Annotated in this window: 13 protein-coding genes; 8 read left to right on the forward strand and 5 right to left on the reverse strand. The window is 55.6% G+C overall.

Going from position 1 to position 16,634, the window contains the following annotated elements; translation table 11 throughout:
• Together rfbB and rfbC are read right to left on the reverse strand one after the other, a co-directional pair.
• A complete protein-coding gene (gene rfbB, locus HFO71_RS08805; RefSeq protein WP_221987868.1) occupies positions 1-1,056 on the reverse strand; it encodes a dTDP-glucose 4,6-dehydratase in 1,056 nt (351 codons plus the stop codon).
• Positions 1,057-1,069: 13 nt separating this feature from the next.
• Positions 1,070-1,636: a dTDP-4-dehydrorhamnose 3,5-epimerase gene (gene rfbC, locus HFO71_RS08810; protein ID WP_221988025.1), complete on the reverse strand. Its 567-nt coding sequence runs from the start codon at positions 1,634-1,636 to the stop codon at positions 1,070-1,072.
• Positions 1,637-2,261: 625 nt separating this feature from the next.
• Between rfbC and HFO71_RS08815 the strand changes: the two genes are divergently transcribed.
• The 5 genes from HFO71_RS08815 (at position 2,262) to tnpC (ending at position 7,710) form a co-directional block, all read left to right on the forward strand.
• Positions 2,262-3,173: a glycosyltransferase family 2 protein gene (locus HFO71_RS08815; RefSeq protein WP_221987869.1), complete on the forward strand. Its 912-nt coding sequence runs from the start codon at positions 2,262-2,264 to the stop codon at positions 3,171-3,173.
• A 347-nt stretch (positions 3,174-3,520) separates the two neighbouring features.
• The gene (locus tag HFO71_RS08820) at positions 3,521-4,573 is read left to right on the forward strand and encodes a polysaccharide pyruvyl transferase family protein (RefSeq protein ID WP_221987870.1); all 1,053 of its coding nucleotides are present in this window, start codon (positions 3,521-3,523) and stop codon (positions 4,571-4,573) included.
• Between the two features lie 680 nt (positions 4,574-5,253).
• A complete protein-coding gene (gene tnpA / locus HFO71_RS08825) occupies positions 5,254-5,664 on the forward strand; it encodes an IS66-like element accessory protein TnpA (RefSeq protein ID WP_168260279.1) in 411 nt (136 codons plus the stop codon).
• Positions 5,661-6,008, forward strand: coding sequence for an IS66 family insertion sequence element accessory protein TnpB (gene tnpB / locus HFO71_RS08830; RefSeq protein ID WP_003551791.1), 348 nt, complete (start codon positions 5,661-5,663; stop codon positions 6,006-6,008). Before tnpA ends, tnpB begins: the two co-directional genes overlap by 4 nt.
• Positions 6,009-6,053: 45 nt before the next feature.
• A protein-coding gene (gene tnpC / locus HFO71_RS08835) for an IS66 family transposase (RefSeq protein WP_245006890.1) occupies positions 6,054-7,710 on the forward strand; the annotation gives its coding sequence in 2 pieces (ribosomal slippage) (positions 6,054-6,206 and positions 6,208-7,710; 1,656 coding nt in all).
• A 165-nt stretch (positions 7,711-7,875) separates the two neighbouring features.
• Here tnpC and HFO71_RS08840 read toward each other — a convergent pair.
• Genes HFO71_RS08840 through HFO71_RS08850 form a run of 3 tightly spaced genes read right to left on the reverse strand, consistent with a single transcriptional unit; the run spans position 7,876 to position 11,620 of the window.
• A complete protein-coding gene (locus tag HFO71_RS08840; protein ID WP_221987871.1) occupies positions 7,876-9,486 on the reverse strand; it encodes a TylF/MycF/NovP-related O-methyltransferase in 1,611 nt (536 codons plus the stop codon).
• 14 nt (positions 9,487-9,500) lie between these two features.
• On the reverse strand, positions 9,501-10,799 hold the full coding sequence (locus tag HFO71_RS08845; protein WP_221987872.1) for an ABC transporter ATP-binding protein: 1,299 nt from the start codon (positions 10,797-10,799) through the stop codon (positions 9,501-9,503).
• Positions 10,799-11,620: an ABC transporter permease gene (locus tag HFO71_RS08850; RefSeq protein WP_221987873.1), complete on the reverse strand. Its 822-nt coding sequence runs from the start codon at positions 11,618-11,620 to the stop codon at positions 10,799-10,801. The genes HFO71_RS08845 and HFO71_RS08850 overlap by 1 nt, the downstream gene beginning before the upstream one ends.
• Positions 11,621-11,865: 245 nt before the next feature.
• On the opposite strand from HFO71_RS08850, the gene HFO71_RS08855 reads away from it, so the two are divergent.
• From HFO71_RS08855 to HFO71_RS08865, 3 genes are all read left to right on the forward strand, one after another.
• Positions 11,866-12,999, forward strand: a complete 1,134-nt coding sequence (locus HFO71_RS08855; protein WP_221987874.1) for a glycosyltransferase family protein — start codon at positions 11,866-11,868, stop codon at positions 12,997-12,999.
• Positions 13,000-13,057: 58 nt separating this feature from the next.
• Positions 13,058-15,505 carry a hypothetical protein gene (locus HFO71_RS08860; RefSeq protein WP_221987875.1) on the forward strand — a complete coding sequence of 816 codons (2,448 nt, stop codon included), beginning with the start codon at positions 13,058-13,060 and terminating at the stop codon, positions 15,503-15,505.
• Between the two features lie 136 nt (positions 15,506-15,641).
• On the forward strand, positions 15,642-16,604 hold the full coding sequence (locus HFO71_RS08865; RefSeq protein ID WP_221987876.1) for a glycosyltransferase: 963 nt from the start codon (positions 15,642-15,644) through the stop codon (positions 16,602-16,604).
• The last annotated feature ends 30 nt before the right edge of the window (positions 16,605-16,634 follow it).

Genomic DNA, 16,634 nt, shown 5'->3' on the forward strand with positions numbered 1-16,634 from the left:
TCATACCTTTTTCAACACGCCAAGGCGTTCACCGGAATACACACGCTCACGCAGCGGCTGCCACCACCATGCATTTTCCAGATACCAATCGACGGTTTTGCGGATACCGCTGTCGAAATTCTCCAGTGCTTTCCAGCCGAGTTCGGTCTCGAGCTTGGTCGCATCGATAGCGTAGCGAGCATCGTGGCCCGGCCGATCGGTAACGTAGCTTATAAGATCGCTATGCGGCGCGGTTCCTGGTCGGACTTCGTCCATGATCGCGCAGATGCGCTCGACAACCTCGATGTTTCGCCGCTCGTTGCGCCCGCCGACATTGTATTTCTCGCCGGGACGGCCTCGTTGCACGATCAGCCAGAGCGCTCGTGCATGATCGTCGACATAGAGCCAATCGCGGATGTTTGCGCCGCTTCCATAGACGGGCAACGGCTTCCGTTCCAGCGCGTTCAATATGATGAGAGGAATGAGCTTTTCCGGGAAATGAAAAGGACCGTAATTGTTCGAACAGTTGGAAATGATCACAGGCAGGCCGTAGGTCCTTTCCCATGCCGTCGCGAGGTGATCGCTTGCTGCCTTGGACGCGGAGTAGGGAGAGGACGGATCGCAAGGTGTCGTCTCCGCAAACAGCCCGTCTTCGCCGAGGGAACCATAGACCTCGTCGGTAGACACGTGCAGCATCTTGAATGCCGCCTTTTCGTCCGCCGGAAGACCTTGCCAATATTGCCGCGCGGCCTCCAGCATGCTGAAGGTGCCGTTTATATTCGTTTCGATAAAATCCGCCGCCCCGGTGATCGAGCGGTCGACGTGGCTTTCCGCCGCCAGATGCATGACGTAATCGGGGCGAAATTCCTCGAAGGCATTGCAGACAGCGCTTCTGTCGCAAATGTCGGCTTTGAGAAACCTGTAGTTGGGAGCATTCTCGATTGCCTTCAGTGAGGCGAGATTGCCGGCATAGGTCAGCTTGTCGATATTGAGGACGTCGGCGCCGATCTCGCTGACGAGATAGCGCACCAATGCCGAACCGATGAAGCCCGCGCCACCTGTTACAAGAACACGCATGAGGCCCTCCGTTTTACGAAAATTGAAAATATGCGGGGAGTTCGGAAAGCAGCGGCTGGTTACTGTCCTTATCAGAAAGAACGTAGGCATCCATCTGCGGCCACTCTATCCCGATCTCGGCGTCGTTCCACCGCACGCCACGGTCATGCTCCGCGCTGTAGGGAGCTGTGACTTTGTAGCTTATGATCGTATCAGGCTGCAAAGTTACGAACCCATGCGCAAATCCGGCTGGCACCCAAAGTTGTGAGCCATTCGCAGGGGACAGTTCTGCGGAGACCCACTTTCCGTATGTCGGAGAACCATGTCTGATATCGACGGCCACATCCAGGAGCGCGCCACGGAGACAGCGCACAAGTTTGCCTTGCGCAAAGGGAGACAACTGAAAATGCAATCCCCGGACGGTTCCCGGCTGTGCTGAAAGGGACTCATTATCCTGTACGAAAGATACGTCGGCCAAGTTGCTGCGGAACCAGGAATCCTTGAAGACTTCGCTGAAATAGCCCCTCGAGTCACCGAACCTGGCGGGAGTGATCTTTTTAACGTCCCCGATCTCCAGTTGTTCTACATTCAACGCATACATCCTTGCATTAGGCTCGATCGCTGGATTGTGACAGCGGCCAACGCCGGCCAATATAGCCAATTGTGCTGCTGAGCACATACCTTGGCGAGGCCTGGACGGCAAGATGAGAATCCAGTTCTGCCGCCGGATGCGTGAAACATCGGAGCAAACGATTGAAGCGAAGGTAATGTATTGGCTTCTAGCGTAAAATTGCGGATCCATGCCGGTCAAAAAGCCTTCATGCGCAGTTATGTCGAGCATCTGGTGTCTCATGACGGGCTGCCTTCAATCGGGACGCGTGGGAGGCCCATGTGCCGGGCGCCTCTATCCGAGATCGCAAGGCGCTTTGGAGTGGCATAACGGCTGCAGGCAAAGAGAATTCACACCCGACATCCTTTGAATTTCAGTTGGCGCTTGGCAGAGATGACGATCATGCTTTATGGCGCACGCTGACATAGGCATTTGCCGCATGGGGTTGCGGTATGTGTGATGAAACAACGGATCGACAAATCGCCAGGAGCCGCGTTGTGCGAACTGGATCGGAGGGGGTGGCTAAGGTTATGGATCCTTCTGGCTGTCACATCGCGGGCCGTGCCAATGCTAGCGAGCGCGCGCCGCCGCCTGTTGAAAATTCGGAGATGTTCGGTTGATAGAGATTCTTTGCGCGACCTATAATGGTATGCGCTATCTTCGGGAGCAGATTGCCTCCATTGAGGCGCAGACGCTCACGGACTGGCATGTCACGTTTTTCGACGACGGCTCGACGGATGGCACCGTAGAAATGCTGGCAGCTCTGGCCGTAAATGATGCTCGTTTCAGCTTGATACAGAATCCCGTCAATCTCGGGTTTTGCGGCAACTTCCTCAACAACCTTTCGAAGCTCAAAAACGCTGACGCTTATGCGTTTTGCGACCAGGATGACATTTGGTATCAGGACAAACTCGAACGTGCGTACGACTGGCTCTCGCGGATCGACCCTGGCGCACCGGCAGTTTATTTCGCTCGGACTGAAATTGTCGACGAACAACTCAATCATGCAGGAATGTCGCCGGATTTCAAACTCGAACCAAGTTTTCGCAACGCCTTGGTCCAAAGCATCGGCGGAGGCAACACCATGATGTTCAATCAGGCGGCGAGGGATCTTGTGGTCAGCACATTGCCGAAAACACGACTCATTTCCCACGACTGGTGGTTCTACATTGTTGTCGCGGGCTGCGGCGGGGTGGTCCGATATGATTCGCAGCCGGTGTTGAAATACCGTCAACACGCCGCCAACCTGGTCGGCGCCAATAACAGCATCTCAATGCAAGTCGCAAGATTGTGGATGGCCTTCCGGGGGCAGTGGCGTGCGTGGAACACTGTCCATGAGCTCGCAATCGCGACTTTCGAGGATCGCCTTACTCCCGAAAATCGTGCCGCGTTCCATGCCTTTCAGCGGGCTCGCCATGGCGGCTGGCCTTTTGAGAGATTGTCCGTGCTCAAGCGAACCGGGATAAAGCGCCAAAGCGCGATCCAAACCAGATTTCTTCCCATTCTCGCTCTACTGAACAGGCTATAGGCGCTGCGCTCCTATCGGCGGTTTCGAAGGAAGCGGGCCTCTCGGGAAAAAGGCTAGCCTTTGTCTCGGAAGGCGGCTAAACGCAATGTCGCCTTCGGGACATAAGTCGCGGATGATATCGAGGAGTTGTTACTTCTGAGTGGAGCCGTCAAGAGAGCAATCATGAATCGCAATAACCTGTCGGATCAAAAGGCTACGTCATGGCTCAATCGGGCCGAGATCTGCGTTTCCTTTATTCTGAGAGATCTTCAAATTCGGGAAGTGGAGCGCGTCGTTGTCGCCGATCCTTGTTCGCGCCTTCTAATCCATATGCGGTTTACGCTGGCCGGAAATAGGTGCAATTCTTGATGTCCGCAGTTCTCACCCCATTTCTGGTTCCGCCTTCCATTCGTCTCCAAAAGAAGGTCAATTATGGTGACGGCTTCATCTTGCGCGCGATTGAGAGGCAGGTTGGCAGGTTTTCTCAGTCGGCGATGTTTTCTCCCAGAACGCCCCTCGTCGATGAGGATTTTGCGCGGCTGCAGTCGCATCGCTATGTGATTCTCGCCGGAGCCAACCAGCTCAAGGATGACTTCGCGCCGATCGCCAAAATGAAGGCAAGCACGCTGCGCAAGTCAAACCTGGTGTTCATACCCTTCGGTATCGGTCTGCACGGAGAAGCCGGTTTCAACGAAGGGTTCACAGACAACGCTAGTGAGATCTTGTCGATCATCCACGAACGAATTGAGTACTCAAGTTGGCGCTGCCCGTTGACGAAGGGGCTTCTGGACACGGCGTTGCCGGCATTGCGTGAACAGACACTGATGACCTGCTGCCCCGTTGTCATGGACCGCCCTCTATTGGACGGCTCTAAGTTCGAGCGCAACCTGTCAACCATTGCGGTAACGATTACAGATCGCGGTGATTTCTGGGATAGAGAGATTCCGGTTTTAAAAGAGGTGGCCGAGTTATTTCCGGACAAGAGGCGGGTTTTGGTGTTCCATCAGAATTTCGATCCTCCGTCTGTCTTTGAGCCGTTGGCCGACCGGTTCGGGAAGCGTTTGGGCAGCCAAAAGGCGAGGACGCCTCGCCACGTGCGGCAACTCGCTCGACAGCTTGGGTACGAGATCCTCCTTGCCGACGACGTTGACAGGCTGCTGGCATTTTACGGGCAAGTGGACTTGCATGTGGGTAGTCGCCTCCATGCGCATCTTCATATGTTGAGTCAGAACAAATGGAGTTTTCTCGTCAAGGTCGACGAACGCTCCCCCGGAATTGCGAGTGCTCTCGGTTTCGAACTCATCGAACCCGGGCAACTCCGCCATCACCTCGATGCGGATCTGGAGACGATCAGAACCTCGGCTCAGGCGTGCCATTTGGTGATGCAGCGTTTCGTAAATGCAATTCCTGGTCGCCCGTAAGCGGATCAACTAAGCATCGCTGTGACGTCAGCTAGAGCAACGCCAGTAAAGTGCGAAGCGGTTTTCCCAGGAATGGCGCAAGAGCAAAGCTCGGGACGGTTCGGCACTTCCGCAAAAAAACTGAACCGCTCTTGAGATCTCGCTCCGAACGACGGACGCAAAGCCCGTGCTGCCGCGATCGGCACAAATAAGGGCGACGAGGTAGGCGAAGATCGGATCGATGCTGCCTCGCTAAGGATCGTGATCACAGCTGTCAAGCTGTGATCACGGTGCAATCTATGGCTTTATTTGACGTGGTATTCCGGCAACAGGCGTCTGGACAGACCTGGTTCTATTCGATGATTGGCGGCAAATGGATTACGACAGGAAGGCCGGCTTCAACAGAAAACACGTTTGAAGTGCGGGCTTGATTTGGATGTGTGATCCTCAAACGGCAAGATCTATGCCCTGCCAGAGGCCGCTGCCTCCGGAAAGCTGTAGATCGCCGGTGTGGCTCGGATAATCGGGGCAGGTTACCAGCCTCCAAGCGCAGCCGAATGAAAGTTCTCCAGCGGGCATATCTGCCGCCCATCCTTTTCAAAACCCAGTGCGGTTCTGCCACCGTAAGCTTCCGGTGAGGGCCGTCTTGCGAGGTTGAGACGAACATCGGAAGTCCTAGTGCAAACACTAGGAGTAGTCCTATGACGAAGCATCAGATTGAAGTGATCACGTCTGTCGAGCGCCGACGGCGCTGGTCTCAGGAGGATAAAGAGCGGCTCGTTGCAGCCTGTCTCGAGCCAGGTGCGGTGCTTTCCGAGATTGCTCGTGCGGCCGGTATCCATGTCAGCCAGCTCTTCCGTTGGCGCAAGGAGCTTTGCCAAATCGAGGAGCCGAGGACGGAAACAGCGAGCACGTTGGTGCCGGTGGTCGTGTCCGATGCCGCGCTTCCAGCCTCGCCTATTCCCTCGGGGCCACCCGCCCCATCGCAGTCCCGCCGGAAGCGCAGCGATGTGACGATTGAACTCGGTCGGGACCGTCGTATCCGCGTAGACAGCGACATCGACACGGACGCGCTGGGCCGCATTCTCGATGTCGTGCTGGGGCGGAGATGATCCCGGTTCCGAGTGGTGTGAAGGTCTGGCTGGCGACCGGTCACACGGACATGCGCAAAGGCTTCCCCGGTCTGTCGCTGATGGTGCAGGAGACGCTGAAGCGCGATCCGATGTGCGGACATCTGTTCGTGTTCCGGGGGCGCGGTGGAGGTCTGATCAAGGTGATCTGGCATGACGGACAAGGAGCCTGTCTGTTCACGAAGAAGCTGGAGCGCGGCCGCTTCATCTGGCCGTCAGCCGCTGACGGCACGGTGGTGATCACACCGGCCCAGCTCGGTTATCTGCTCGAAGGCATAGACTGGCGGATGCCGCAAAAGACCTGGCGGCCAACATCGGCAGGATGAGCAAAAGCACTGGAATGGCGGACTCGAATATGATTCCATCCTGCCATGAGCGACGCGACTGATGAGCTTCCGGACGACCTTGCCAGTGCGCTTGCACTGCTGGCCGAGGAGCGTGCCCGGCGTATCACTGCCGAGGCAGAAGCTGCGACCGCCAAGGCGCAAGCCGCCAGCGCAAAGGCGCTCGTGTCGCATTCCGAATGCGCTGATCGCGCGGTTGAAGCTGGAGATCGAGAAGGTTCGCCGTGAACTTTACGGCAGCCGGTCAGAACGCAAGGCGCGACTCCTCGAACAGATGGAACTGCAGCTCGAGGAGCTGGAGGCTGACGCTGGCGAAGACGAACTGGCGGCAGAGGTTGCGGCCAAAGCCTCGACGGTCAGGGCTTTCGAGCGCAAGCGTCCATCACGGAAACCATTCCCTGAACATCTGCCGCGCGAGCGTGTCGTTATCGCGGCCCCGGCGAGCTGCCCTTGTTGCGGTTCGGGCAAGCTGTCGAAGCTGGGCGAAGACATCACCGAGACCCTGGAGGTCATCCCGCGTCAGTGGAAGGTGATCCAAACGGTGCGGGAGAAGTTCACCTGCCGCGAATGCGAGAAGATCACCCAGCCACCAGCTCCTTTCCATGTGACGCCGCGGGGCTTTGCCGGGCCCAGCCTTCTGGCGATGATCCTGTTTGAGAAGTTCGCGCAGCATCAACCGCTGAACCGCCAGAGCGAGCGCTATGCCCGAGAGGGTATCGACCTTAGCCTGTCGACGCTGGCAGATCAGGTCGGCGCTTGCGCCGCGGCGCTGAAGCCACTCCATTCGTTGATCGAAGCGCATGTCCTGGCTGCCGAGCGGCTGCATGGCGACGACACCACAGTGCCGATCCTGGCGAAGGGAAAGACCGATACGGGTCGCATCTGGACCTATGTCCGAGATGACCGGCCGTTCGGCGGGCAATCGCCGCCGGCGGCTCTCTACTATGCATCGCGAGATCGACGACAAGAGCATCCCGAGCGCCACTTGAAGACCTTCACCGGCATTCTGCAGGCTGATGCCTATGGCGGCTACAATCCGCTGTTCAAGGTAGACCGCGATCCGGGGCCGCTGACGCAGGCGCTCTGCTGGTCGCACGCGAGGCGCAAGTTCTTCGTGCTGGCCGACATCGCCACGAATGCCAAACGCGGCAGCCGCGCCGCGCCGATCTCGCCTATGGCGCTGGAAGCCGTCAAACGGATCGATGCGCTGTTCGACATCGAGCGTGAGATCAACGGGCTTGCCGCAGCGGAACGCCTGGAGCGCCGTCGCAAGCACAGTCTGCCGCTTGTCGGCGAACTGCCCCGCTGGCTTCAAACCGAGCGGACAAAACTGTCGCGCAGTTCTCCGGTCGCAGAGCCGATCGACTACATGCTGAAGCGCTGGAACGGCTTCGAGTCTTTCCTCGACGACGGCCGGATTTGTCTCACGAACAATGCCGCCGAGCGAGCGCTCAGGGGTTTTGCACTGGGAAGGAAGTCATGGCTCTTCGCCGGATCGGATCGCGGCGCTGATCGTGCTGCCTTGATAGTGACGCTGATCATGAGTGCCAAGCTCAACGACATCGATCCGCAGGCTTGGCTTGCTGACGTTCTGGCCCGCATCGCCGACACGCCAATCAGTAAGCTGGAGCAATTACTTCCGTGGAATTGGCAGCCACACGGACTGAACGCTCAAGCAGCCTAACCTGCGGCCCTCACCGGATGCATACCTGCCACCAGCCTTCCGGCGACGATCTTATCGTCTTCATGCATCGGCATCGTTGTCGAATGTTCACGCAGCGCAGATGACCGCGCGTACGGTGAGGAGAGGCGAGGCAGACGCCAACATCGGAGGATTGACAGAGATTCGCTAACGTTTTCGCTGAACGGCAATGGAGCGCTTAATCACCACCGGCACGAACTCAGGTGATTGCGCGAGCCACTGATCCACTGCCTTCCGACATCCGGAATAAGACGAATAGTCGTCAAATATAATGTAACCGCCCTTTACGATATGTGGCGCAAGGCGATCGATGCAAGTCTTTACCGAATCGTACCAATCGCCGTCGATATGAGCGACCACGACTGGTTCTGTCAGGTTCATCGTATCCTGGAACAATCCCTTGATGAAATGGATATTGTGCTCCGATGCAGAAAAGCCGAAAGTTTTGAGGTTGTCGGCGACAAGCTGCTTTGTGTCGCCCAGGTAACCGTAATATTGATCCTGGCCAAGGCCGTGGGACTGCCCAGACTCGATTTGAGCGTAGCGCTCATGTGCATCAAGCCCGTCTTCCGGCCCAGGAGCTGGGATCTGGTCGTAAACGTCATACAGGTCTAGTGGCCTATTGTGAGATTTATAATGGCACATGAAGATGGCCGAGCCGCCAAGGGCGACCCCCGCCTCCACGAACCGCCCTTCCAGTTTGTTCCGTTCCACATCAACAATACAATCGTGAAGGATGGCCAGTTTGTCATAGCCGCAGTATGTCAAATTGCGAGCGCGCAGCTCATCCGAAAGCGTCTTGATTTCGGTGCGTATTTGCTCGCCTTCGTCAGGAACTTTTCTCTCCGTCGCTATCGCGCCGTTGCTCTCCGGCTGTTGTTCGCCACGTCGGGATTCAGCGTGTCGAATCCGCTCCAGCCGCCAAATTTTAAAGAGCGCCCAGGGCAGAAACGGATAGGCAAGGAATGCAGAGGGCCTAAAGGGCATGGCACTTGCGACCGTGAAATACGGCCCCATATAATGCTTGAGATTACCTTTGAAGTGATACAGCCGACACTTCGTCGCCGGCTTGAGGATGTCATGATCGCTCAATTTCGGGGTGAAATTATATTGATCGCAGTCCAGCAAAAGGATGTGTCCCAGCCAGTTTTCGATCACTTGAAGGTTACGCATTTTGCTGTGATGTAGGCCCACAAGATCACGGAGCGCGAGCTGGTCGCCGAACCATGTCTTTTCCTCCTCGCTCATAGACGTGTAGTTATCAATCATCTGAGACATCATGCTCACTACGCGCTTGCGCGCTTCGTCACCGCTATTGACGATCAACAAGCCGCCGTTGATCGGTGAGTTGTGGGAGCGTCGGAAAGTCAACGCGAGATCAAAGTTACCGGTCTTCTGTTCAAATAAGTGGGCGAAGCTTCTGAGGCAAAGCATGTCTGAGTCGAGCAGGAATACCGGGTGTTCGCTGCCGAGGCGCGTGAGTGCATCGCGTTGCCAGACCATGCGCTCATACATTATTCGATCGATGTCGATTTCGCGACGCCAGATCGTAGCACCCGGCAAGTTAAATCGGCTGTCTGTATCCGTAAGAATGGTGAGGGTCGTGCCCGGGTGGTAGCGCCGGAATGACGCCCACATGAGGGCAATCATGTTGTGATAATCCCGCGCGCGGAAGTCTCCATATTTGGTTCGATCGATAACAGCGGCGCCTTTATCGACATGAAACACAACAAGTTGCACTGACCTTTCATTCAGCATGCCCGGACGCCTCGTCAAAGATCTTCTGCTTCTTCAAAATCCACGTCCTCCGGATCCGGCGCAGTAACAGCCAAGCCTGCGAGGTCGATGTGCAGCGGCGGTATATAGTGAGAACGAATTATCTTTCCCTCGGGTCGCAGTACTCGGACACTCTTCTCTTCCACGTGACACAGGATGTCCATTATCGATCCCTGCGAGACGTTGACTCTGATCGAGTAAAGGCCAGGCAAATAGATGACAGGATCAAACTTCATGCGAACCGTGTGCCTGCCTTTGGTAATTTGTACCCATCCCAATTCATCTCGTGTCGAGGAGGGATGATAGACCACTGGTTCGACCACCGGCTTAAACATGACGTTGAAAGCACACTCGTCAAGGTCTTCATGAGCTGTCACGGCTACTTCGACGGTCAAATCCTCGCCAGGAAAAATCTGCTCAATTTCGTGGCCGGCATTGTCAAGCAATCGGACGTCGTCGATGGTTATTTTCTTGCCTGTCGCAATTGATGTCGCAGAGGTTGACGGCTTGTCCCGACTGTTTAGCTTTTCTCTTGTTGTGCTGGCTTGATCGGCTTCATAGGCATCGAGAACGGACTTCGAATCTCCCTCTGCCAGCACCTGGCCCTTCCGCAGATAGATTGCTCGATCTGTCAAGTACTCTATCGAAAGCCGGGAATGGGAGACGAGAATGAGAGATGCCCCTCCCTTGCGGATATCGTTGATCTTGTTGCGGCACTTTACGCGGAAGCTCGCATCCCCGACGGCCAGTACTTCGTCGACGATGAGAAGTTGCGGGTCGGTGTGGACGGCGCATGCAAATCCAAGCCTCATCCTCATGCCCGTAGAATAGGTGCCGAGCGGCGCGTCGATGCTTTCGCCGATCTCCGCAAAATCGACGACCTCGTCATAGCGCGCGCGTATCTCGTCTGTCGTCATGCCAAGAAGCGACATATTGAGGTAGATGTTCTGAGAGCCGCTGAGGCTGGGTTCAAAGCCTGCGCCGAGAGCCAGCATGGGCGCGATCTTGCCACGGGTCTCGATCGTTCCGGATGTCGGGTTTATGACCCCGGCTATCAGGCGAAGCAGGGTGGTCTTGCCACTGCCATTGACGCCGACAAGACCGAGCGACTCGCCTTTTTGAAGCTCCAGATTTATGTTTCTAAGTGCCCAGAATTCGCCGGGCTTCAGCTGGTTGGGGTTCTCTTTGAAGCCACCGCCGATCAGCGTACGAACGCCCGAGGTAAAGGAACCTTTCAAATTGCGACTGAATTTTTTGTTCAAACCGTTGACGCGGACGACGGCATTCTCTGACATCATCGCCCTCCCAACAACATGCGCTCGACGATGAGCGGCTTGGCCTTGATGAAGAAGCGCAAAGCAACGATCAGTAGGCATAACACCGCCAAACCGAACGCAAACGACAGTGGGATGTCGAGGGGCGCACCGGCCATCACCTTACGAGCCGGCAGAGCGATTGGCGCAATCGGGTGAAAATATAAAACGGTCTCTGCTGTCGTGCCGGGCCGCGGTTGAAAGAACACCGGGCTGATTAAGAGCCCGAACGACAAAAACAGCTGGAAGATGCGCTTCACGTCCTCCACCAGCAGCGCAAAGGGCGCAATAAAGGCGCCGAGCATTGCTCCAAAGACCGTCCCGAACAGGATGATCCCGCAGCTGAGCATGACTCTCAACGGATCAATTCCAAAGGCAAGCGCCATCAAGCCGACAAAAAGAATACGGATCAGTCCATCGACGAGAATAGCAAACAGCTGGCTGAGCACGATACTGAGCATTGGAAAGCGCACACGCGCAATGAACGATCGGGAGGCCTCAACCGAGCGCACCCCCAACATGAGAGCTTCGCCAAAATTCAGCCACGCCACCACCCCGATCATATAAAACAGGAAGAAGGGAAGATTGATGTCTGGCGCGAACATGATGCCAGATTGATGTGCTCCGTGTGCTGCCACCGTCAGGACGACAATAGGGAAAATGATCCAGAAATAGCCGAGAAATGACCGGTTGAACTTGGCCTTGAGCTGTGGTCGGAACAATTGATAGGCAAGCGCGATACTATGCCGGATCTGTTTGGCCGGCGAAGGCGTGCCATCGAAATCAATGTTTTCAGTCTGCATGCTGAGAAACAAATGTCCTATCTTGGTGGGTGAGTTGCATGGTCCAGCGGGGAACCGATATTCAGCTTTTGGCCGGTGCGCCAGCGAAAACTTCTCCCGCACGCCGTTTTGAGGCGTCTTGCCCCAGCTCCGAACGGACACGATACCTCGGGTGGGGATAATGTTTGCGATTGCGTTTCTCCTGCTATATCTAAAGCGGGAACTCAAGACCCTTACGAGTATTGCTACCGATGAAGTGCCGTTGAATGCTTCGCCATATCGCCCGTATCTTCCGCCCCGCCCATGAAGGCCAATCGACCGCCAAGCTTTCTCCGCTCATATTCGATCGTCATTTTTCCGACGCTCGGCATAGGGTGGTGATAATGGCGGATGGAGCTGGTGCAACTCAGCGAATAAGCTTTGATTTGCCGCTGACGTTACGCCGGCAGACCGGGGAAGTTGCGCTCGCTCTGTTTGAGGAGTCGGTCTTTTCGACCCCTCAAGATATGCGTGCACTTCTGTCGTCTTTGCATCCGACCGTAGTGGTGGCGAGCCGCTATGGAGGTGTCGGTTCGAAGGAAGTCGTTGCTTACTGTCACAGCGCGGGCATTTCGCTCGTGAGCCATTTCGACGATGACTTGTTTGACGTTCCGCTCTCGCTGGGTAAGGCAAAGTACGATCGGTACCATGATCCTATCCGCCTGCAGAGCATGCGAGCGCTCTGCGAAGGCGCTAGCCTTATTTACCTGTCCACCGAAGAGCTGAAGAGGCGTTTTAACCGCTATGACTTCAGGTCCGAGTCCATCGCCGGCGAGATATATTGCCCCGCCTCAAATGACATAAAGCGAGAACTGTCGGACAAGCTCCTGTTCGGCTACATGGGGACTGCCGGTCACGCGGAGGATCTCGCGCAAGTCCTACCGTCGATCGAGCATGTGCTGGATCGTCTCCCGGAAACGCGCTTCGAAACCTTCGGATCGATCAAGATGCCGCCGGAAATGGTTCGGAAATACGGAAGCAGGGTGCGCGCCATTCCGCCGACGACGGACTATAATGGTTTCCTCGCGAGGATGCGTGAGCTTGACTGGAAAGTGGGCTTGGCGCCGCTGGTGCGCAATCCGTTCAATGACTGCAAGGCAAATACCAAGTTCATAGAGTATGCGAGTTCCGGCGTCCTGCCTGTGCTGTCGACAGGACCGGTCTATGCTCGTATTTGCGATATTACGGGCTTGCCCCAAACCGAGAACGAAACCTGGTCAGAACGGATCATCGAATTGCTTTCGATGCCCCAGAGCCAAGCGGCTTCTTTGTTGCAGAACGTGCAGGATAGGATCGCGGAGTTTTATTCTCTTGCGAGATTGGAGGACCAAGTTGTAAGGGTCCTGCGGTTGCATGTTTGAATGCAAGAGCGGTTCTCGGTGACGCCTTGCGCAGTATGGATCTTTTCCTGGAAGCCACATGAAGATTGCTTGGGTATCGGCAGACATCAGCCCGAACGTTGCCAGTTTTAGGTATCGCGCGCTTTATCCCAGCTTCGCCCTTGCGGACAATGGATTCCAAAATGCCTATTTCTCGGTTCGCGATGCCAAGATCGAGCATTTGAAGGAGTATGATGTCGTCATATTCGTCAAGACGGTAAGCCATGTTTTGACCGCGATTATGCGGGAACTCCGCGAACGGTACGCACGAAAGGTCTTTCTCGATCTATGCGATTATGTCACGCATCCCAGGTACGGCAACAGCTCGGGGGAACTGCGCAGGGTTATCATTCTCTCTCAGGCGCCCTACATCGACGCTATCGTGGTGCCAACGGAGCAGTTGAGGAAGGTTTTATCCGCTTCGCTTTCGGAATCAATTCCCATCGTTGTTATTCCTGATCAAGCGGAGTCTAGTACGCTCATTGAGCGCACGCGTGTTTTCAGCGTCAAAAAGATTGATGCCTATAGTCTTGCTGAACTTCGCCGACTCGTTCGCCCGCGCGCTCGCTTGATCGCCCTGAAATCCAAAATAGGACGCCTGCAACGACAGGCGCGGGGGTCTTTTCTGGCTCTGCGGATGCTGGTCGCAGAGCTGTCCCGCGCGCCGCGCAGCTTGCCGGCGAGGTTTCATCAGCGGCTTCGTAATTCTTGGGCATCCAGCTCTCGAAGGGTCGCTTCTCTAGCGACTGCAAGTCGCAATAAGATGGGGGATCAGGCGCGGGTCTCGGGTCTCAACGGTGGCAAGAAGCTCATCTGGTTCGGCAACGCGGGTTCGGACAGCTTTCAATCGGGCATACAAACCCTGACGCTCATTGCATCCGATCTGATCCGCCTTGCGCAGACGGTTGATTTCGAACTGGTCGTTATGAGCAACCGATCTGATGCTTATAAGACCCTGATAGAGCCACTCCCATTCCGGTCAAGATTTGAGTTATGGAGCCAGGAGGGCTGCTTTGAGGCTGTCAGGGCGAGTGATGCCTTCCTTATGCCCCAGATTGAGGATGAATTTTCAGAGTGTAAATCGGCCAATCGCGCCCTTCTGGCGCTGAGCTGCGGTACGCCGGTGATAGCTTCGCGTCTGATGTCTCTCGAGCCGTTGAAGGATTGCATCGTAACCGATGATTGGGACGGCGGATTTCGACGGTATCTTCTCGATGAAGCGGCGACAAAGGCGGACCTAGAGACGGCAAGATCGATTATTGAAAAAGAATTCTCGGCAGAGGCTACTGGCCGGAAATGGCTCGAGCTTATGCGGCTGGAGAAGCCTCGGCCTGCCAAATCTCCGCGGCTTGCTATATTCTTCCATCTTTTACAGGACATTCACGTACTGCTGCCAGTTGTGACGGCTTTGGTCGCCGACGCTGGCGAAGGCAAGGGTGGCAACCGCCATGATGTGGATGTGGTGCTTCTGAAGTCGGTATACCTTCAGCAGCCGGATATCGTGCGAGAGATCGTAAACACCGGTGCGCGTCTTCGTCTTCTCACGGAGGACACGGACGAGGACAATCTGCGAGCGCTCGATGTGAAGTCCGCGTCCGTACTTATTGTCGGTGCGGAGACTTCCTTGCGCCCCCATCGATTGGTCCACGCGGCTGTGTTGAAAGCCAATGAATTCGGTATTCCAACAATATCCATGCAGCATGGATTGGAAGCGCCGGGTTTATCCTACTTTGACGATCGCCATACCAGCGATGTGAAAATTGCGTCGTCATCCATATTCACCTACGGCGATCCCGCGCGGCTGCCGAAGGAGGCATCATCCGATCTTGTGCAACGCTGTATTCCCGTAGGACGATTTGCGCCAAGCACGTCGCGGCACCTTGTGACGTTGAAGAGCAGCCTCGAGGCGATCAACCCTCGCGGCCTACCGGTGATTGCGATTTTTGAGAATCTACATTGGCATCGGTATGAAGCCGATGGCTATCGTGGGCACTTCAGCGCGCATATTGAACGACTGGTGGACACGTTCAAGGATGTGTTTTTTGTCATAAAACCGCATCCGGCTGGCGTCTGGCTGCAAAAGAATCCTCGCATAACAACCCGGGCCAACACGCTTCTACTGCGGCGGGATGATCCCGAGTTTGCCGGTGTCACCGCCGCTGATTTGCTCTCGGTCTCGCAAGCGGTGATCACAACTCCCTCGACGGTTGCAGTGGATGCCGCACAGCTTTGCCGGCCGGTTCTGGTCTTTGCCAATACGTTGGATTTGCCTCTGTTTGAACCGCTCGAAATCGGTCGTTCCTATGAGGATATAGAGGCTTTCGTAACCCGTGCTCTTGACGGCAGTGCGACTATGGATGCCGTCAGCCGCTTCAAATCGTCCGCATTGGCGGTGGGAAACGTTTCATCCAACATCGCGCGTGAGATTGATCGCCTATTAGAAGATCGCACGCCAAAACCGCCACAAAACAAGCACTTTAGCGAGTGATACCTCGCCCACGGCTCATCATTCTCTGCGGCATCAAAAGCTGTCTATTCCCGCTAATTCCATTTGATCTGATGGCGGGTAAGAATGTATGAGTGAAACACGCAACTTATCGGATCCAGCAGGAAGGCGATTGACGATGCCGACATTCATAACTCAGATCGATGATCTCGCTACCCGCAATCTGGATGATGACACCATCCGCGTATTTGTCGGAACGGACAGCTCGCAGATGCTTGCAGTCAACGTTCTGGAATACTCGATCAAGCGTCATACCAATGCGAAGGTTGAGGTCTTTGGAATGCTGGATTTGCCGGTGCCCGCACCGGTTGATCCGCGTAACGGTCAGCGTACGGGCTTCTCCTTTTCCCGCTTCACCATTCCTGCGCTGAATGGTTATAAGGGGAAGGCGATCTACATGGACGCCGACATGCTCGTCATGAAAGACATCAAGGGGTTGTGGAATATTCCCTTCGACGGCGCGAAGATCATTGTCCAGCAAGAGGTCAAACACGCTGAGGTGACGACGACGAAAGAGGGGGCTCCTGCCGCCCGTAAGAAGCAATGCGCCGTGATGCTGATCGATTGCGCCGCTTGCGACTGGAAGGTCGAGGAGATCGTCCAGGGGATGGATGATGGCAAATACGATTACGATCAGTTGATGAGCCAATTCTGCATCCTCGAGGAAAATGAGGTCAAGTATGGCGTTCCATTCGAATGGAACTCACTTGAGCATTGGGACGCAAACACGTGCCTGCTGCACTACACCGACGTCTATACCCAGCCGTGGACCTATAGTGGCCATCCACTCGGATACATCTGGTTCAATGAAGTGAACCGAATGGTTGCCGAGGGGCAGTTGGCTATGGATCAGATCAAGAAAGAGGTCGATAGGGGCTATTTCCGGCCCTCTCTGATCGCTGATCTCAAGTATCTCAATAAAATTCCGGGTTTTGCACGCAAGGCCTGGTACAATTATCACAAGGCCAATGATAAGCGCCTGGGATATGTTGCGCATAAGGAAGTGTACGAGGCTAAACGTCTCCGCACCAAGGCCATCAAGGAATATGAGGCGAAACTGGCCGCCGAGAAGGCAGCCTGATTCCGACCCCGTTATGATGCCCAAGGAGAT

This window comes from Rhizobium laguerreae (genome assembly GCF_019778565.1).
GTDB classification, from domain to species: domain Bacteria; phylum Pseudomonadota; class Alphaproteobacteria; order Rhizobiales; family Rhizobiaceae; genus Rhizobium; species Rhizobium laguerreae.

Bases quoted from the DNA above. Each gene is read 5' to 3' on its own strand.
- HFO71_RS08855 (WP_221987874.1), top strand. From the start codon at position 11,866: ATGCTTCGCCATATCGCCCGTATCTTCCGCCCCGCCCATGAAGGCCAA.
- HFO71_RS08860 (WP_221987875.1), top strand. From the start codon at position 13,058: ATGAAGATTGCTTGGGTATCGGCAGACATCAGCCCGAACGTTGCCAGT.
- HFO71_RS08850 (WP_221987873.1), bottom strand. From the start codon at position 11,620: ATGCAGACTGAAAACATTGATTTCGATGGCACGCCTTCGCCGGCCAAA.
- rfbB (WP_221987868.1), bottom strand. From the start codon at position 1,056: ATGCGTGTTCTTGTAACAGGTGGCGCGGGCTTCATCGGTTCGGCATTG.
- HFO71_RS08820 (WP_221987870.1), top strand. From the start codon at position 3,521: ATGTCCGCAGTTCTCACCCCATTTCTGGTTCCGCCTTCCATTCGTCTC.
- HFO71_RS08865 (WP_221987876.1), top strand. From the start codon at position 15,642: ATGCCGACATTCATAACTCAGATCGATGATCTCGCTACCCGCAATCTG.
- HFO71_RS08845 (WP_221987872.1), bottom strand. From the start codon at position 10,799: ATGTCAGAGAATGCCGTCGTCCGCGTCAACGGTTTGAACAAAAAATTC.
- tnpB (WP_003551791.1), top strand. From the start codon at position 5,661: ATGATCCCGGTTCCGAGTGGTGTGAAGGTCTGGCTGGCGACCGGTCAC.
- HFO71_RS08840 (WP_221987871.1), bottom strand. From the start codon at position 9,486: ATGCTGAATGAAAGGTCAGTGCAACTTGTTGTGTTTCATGTCGATAAA.
- rfbC (WP_221988025.1), bottom strand. From the start codon at position 1,636: ATGTATGCGTTGAATGTAGAACAACTGGAGATCGGGGACGTTAAAAAG.
- tnpA (WP_168260279.1), top strand. From the start codon at position 5,254: ATGACGAAGCATCAGATTGAAGTGATCACGTCTGTCGAGCGCCGACGG.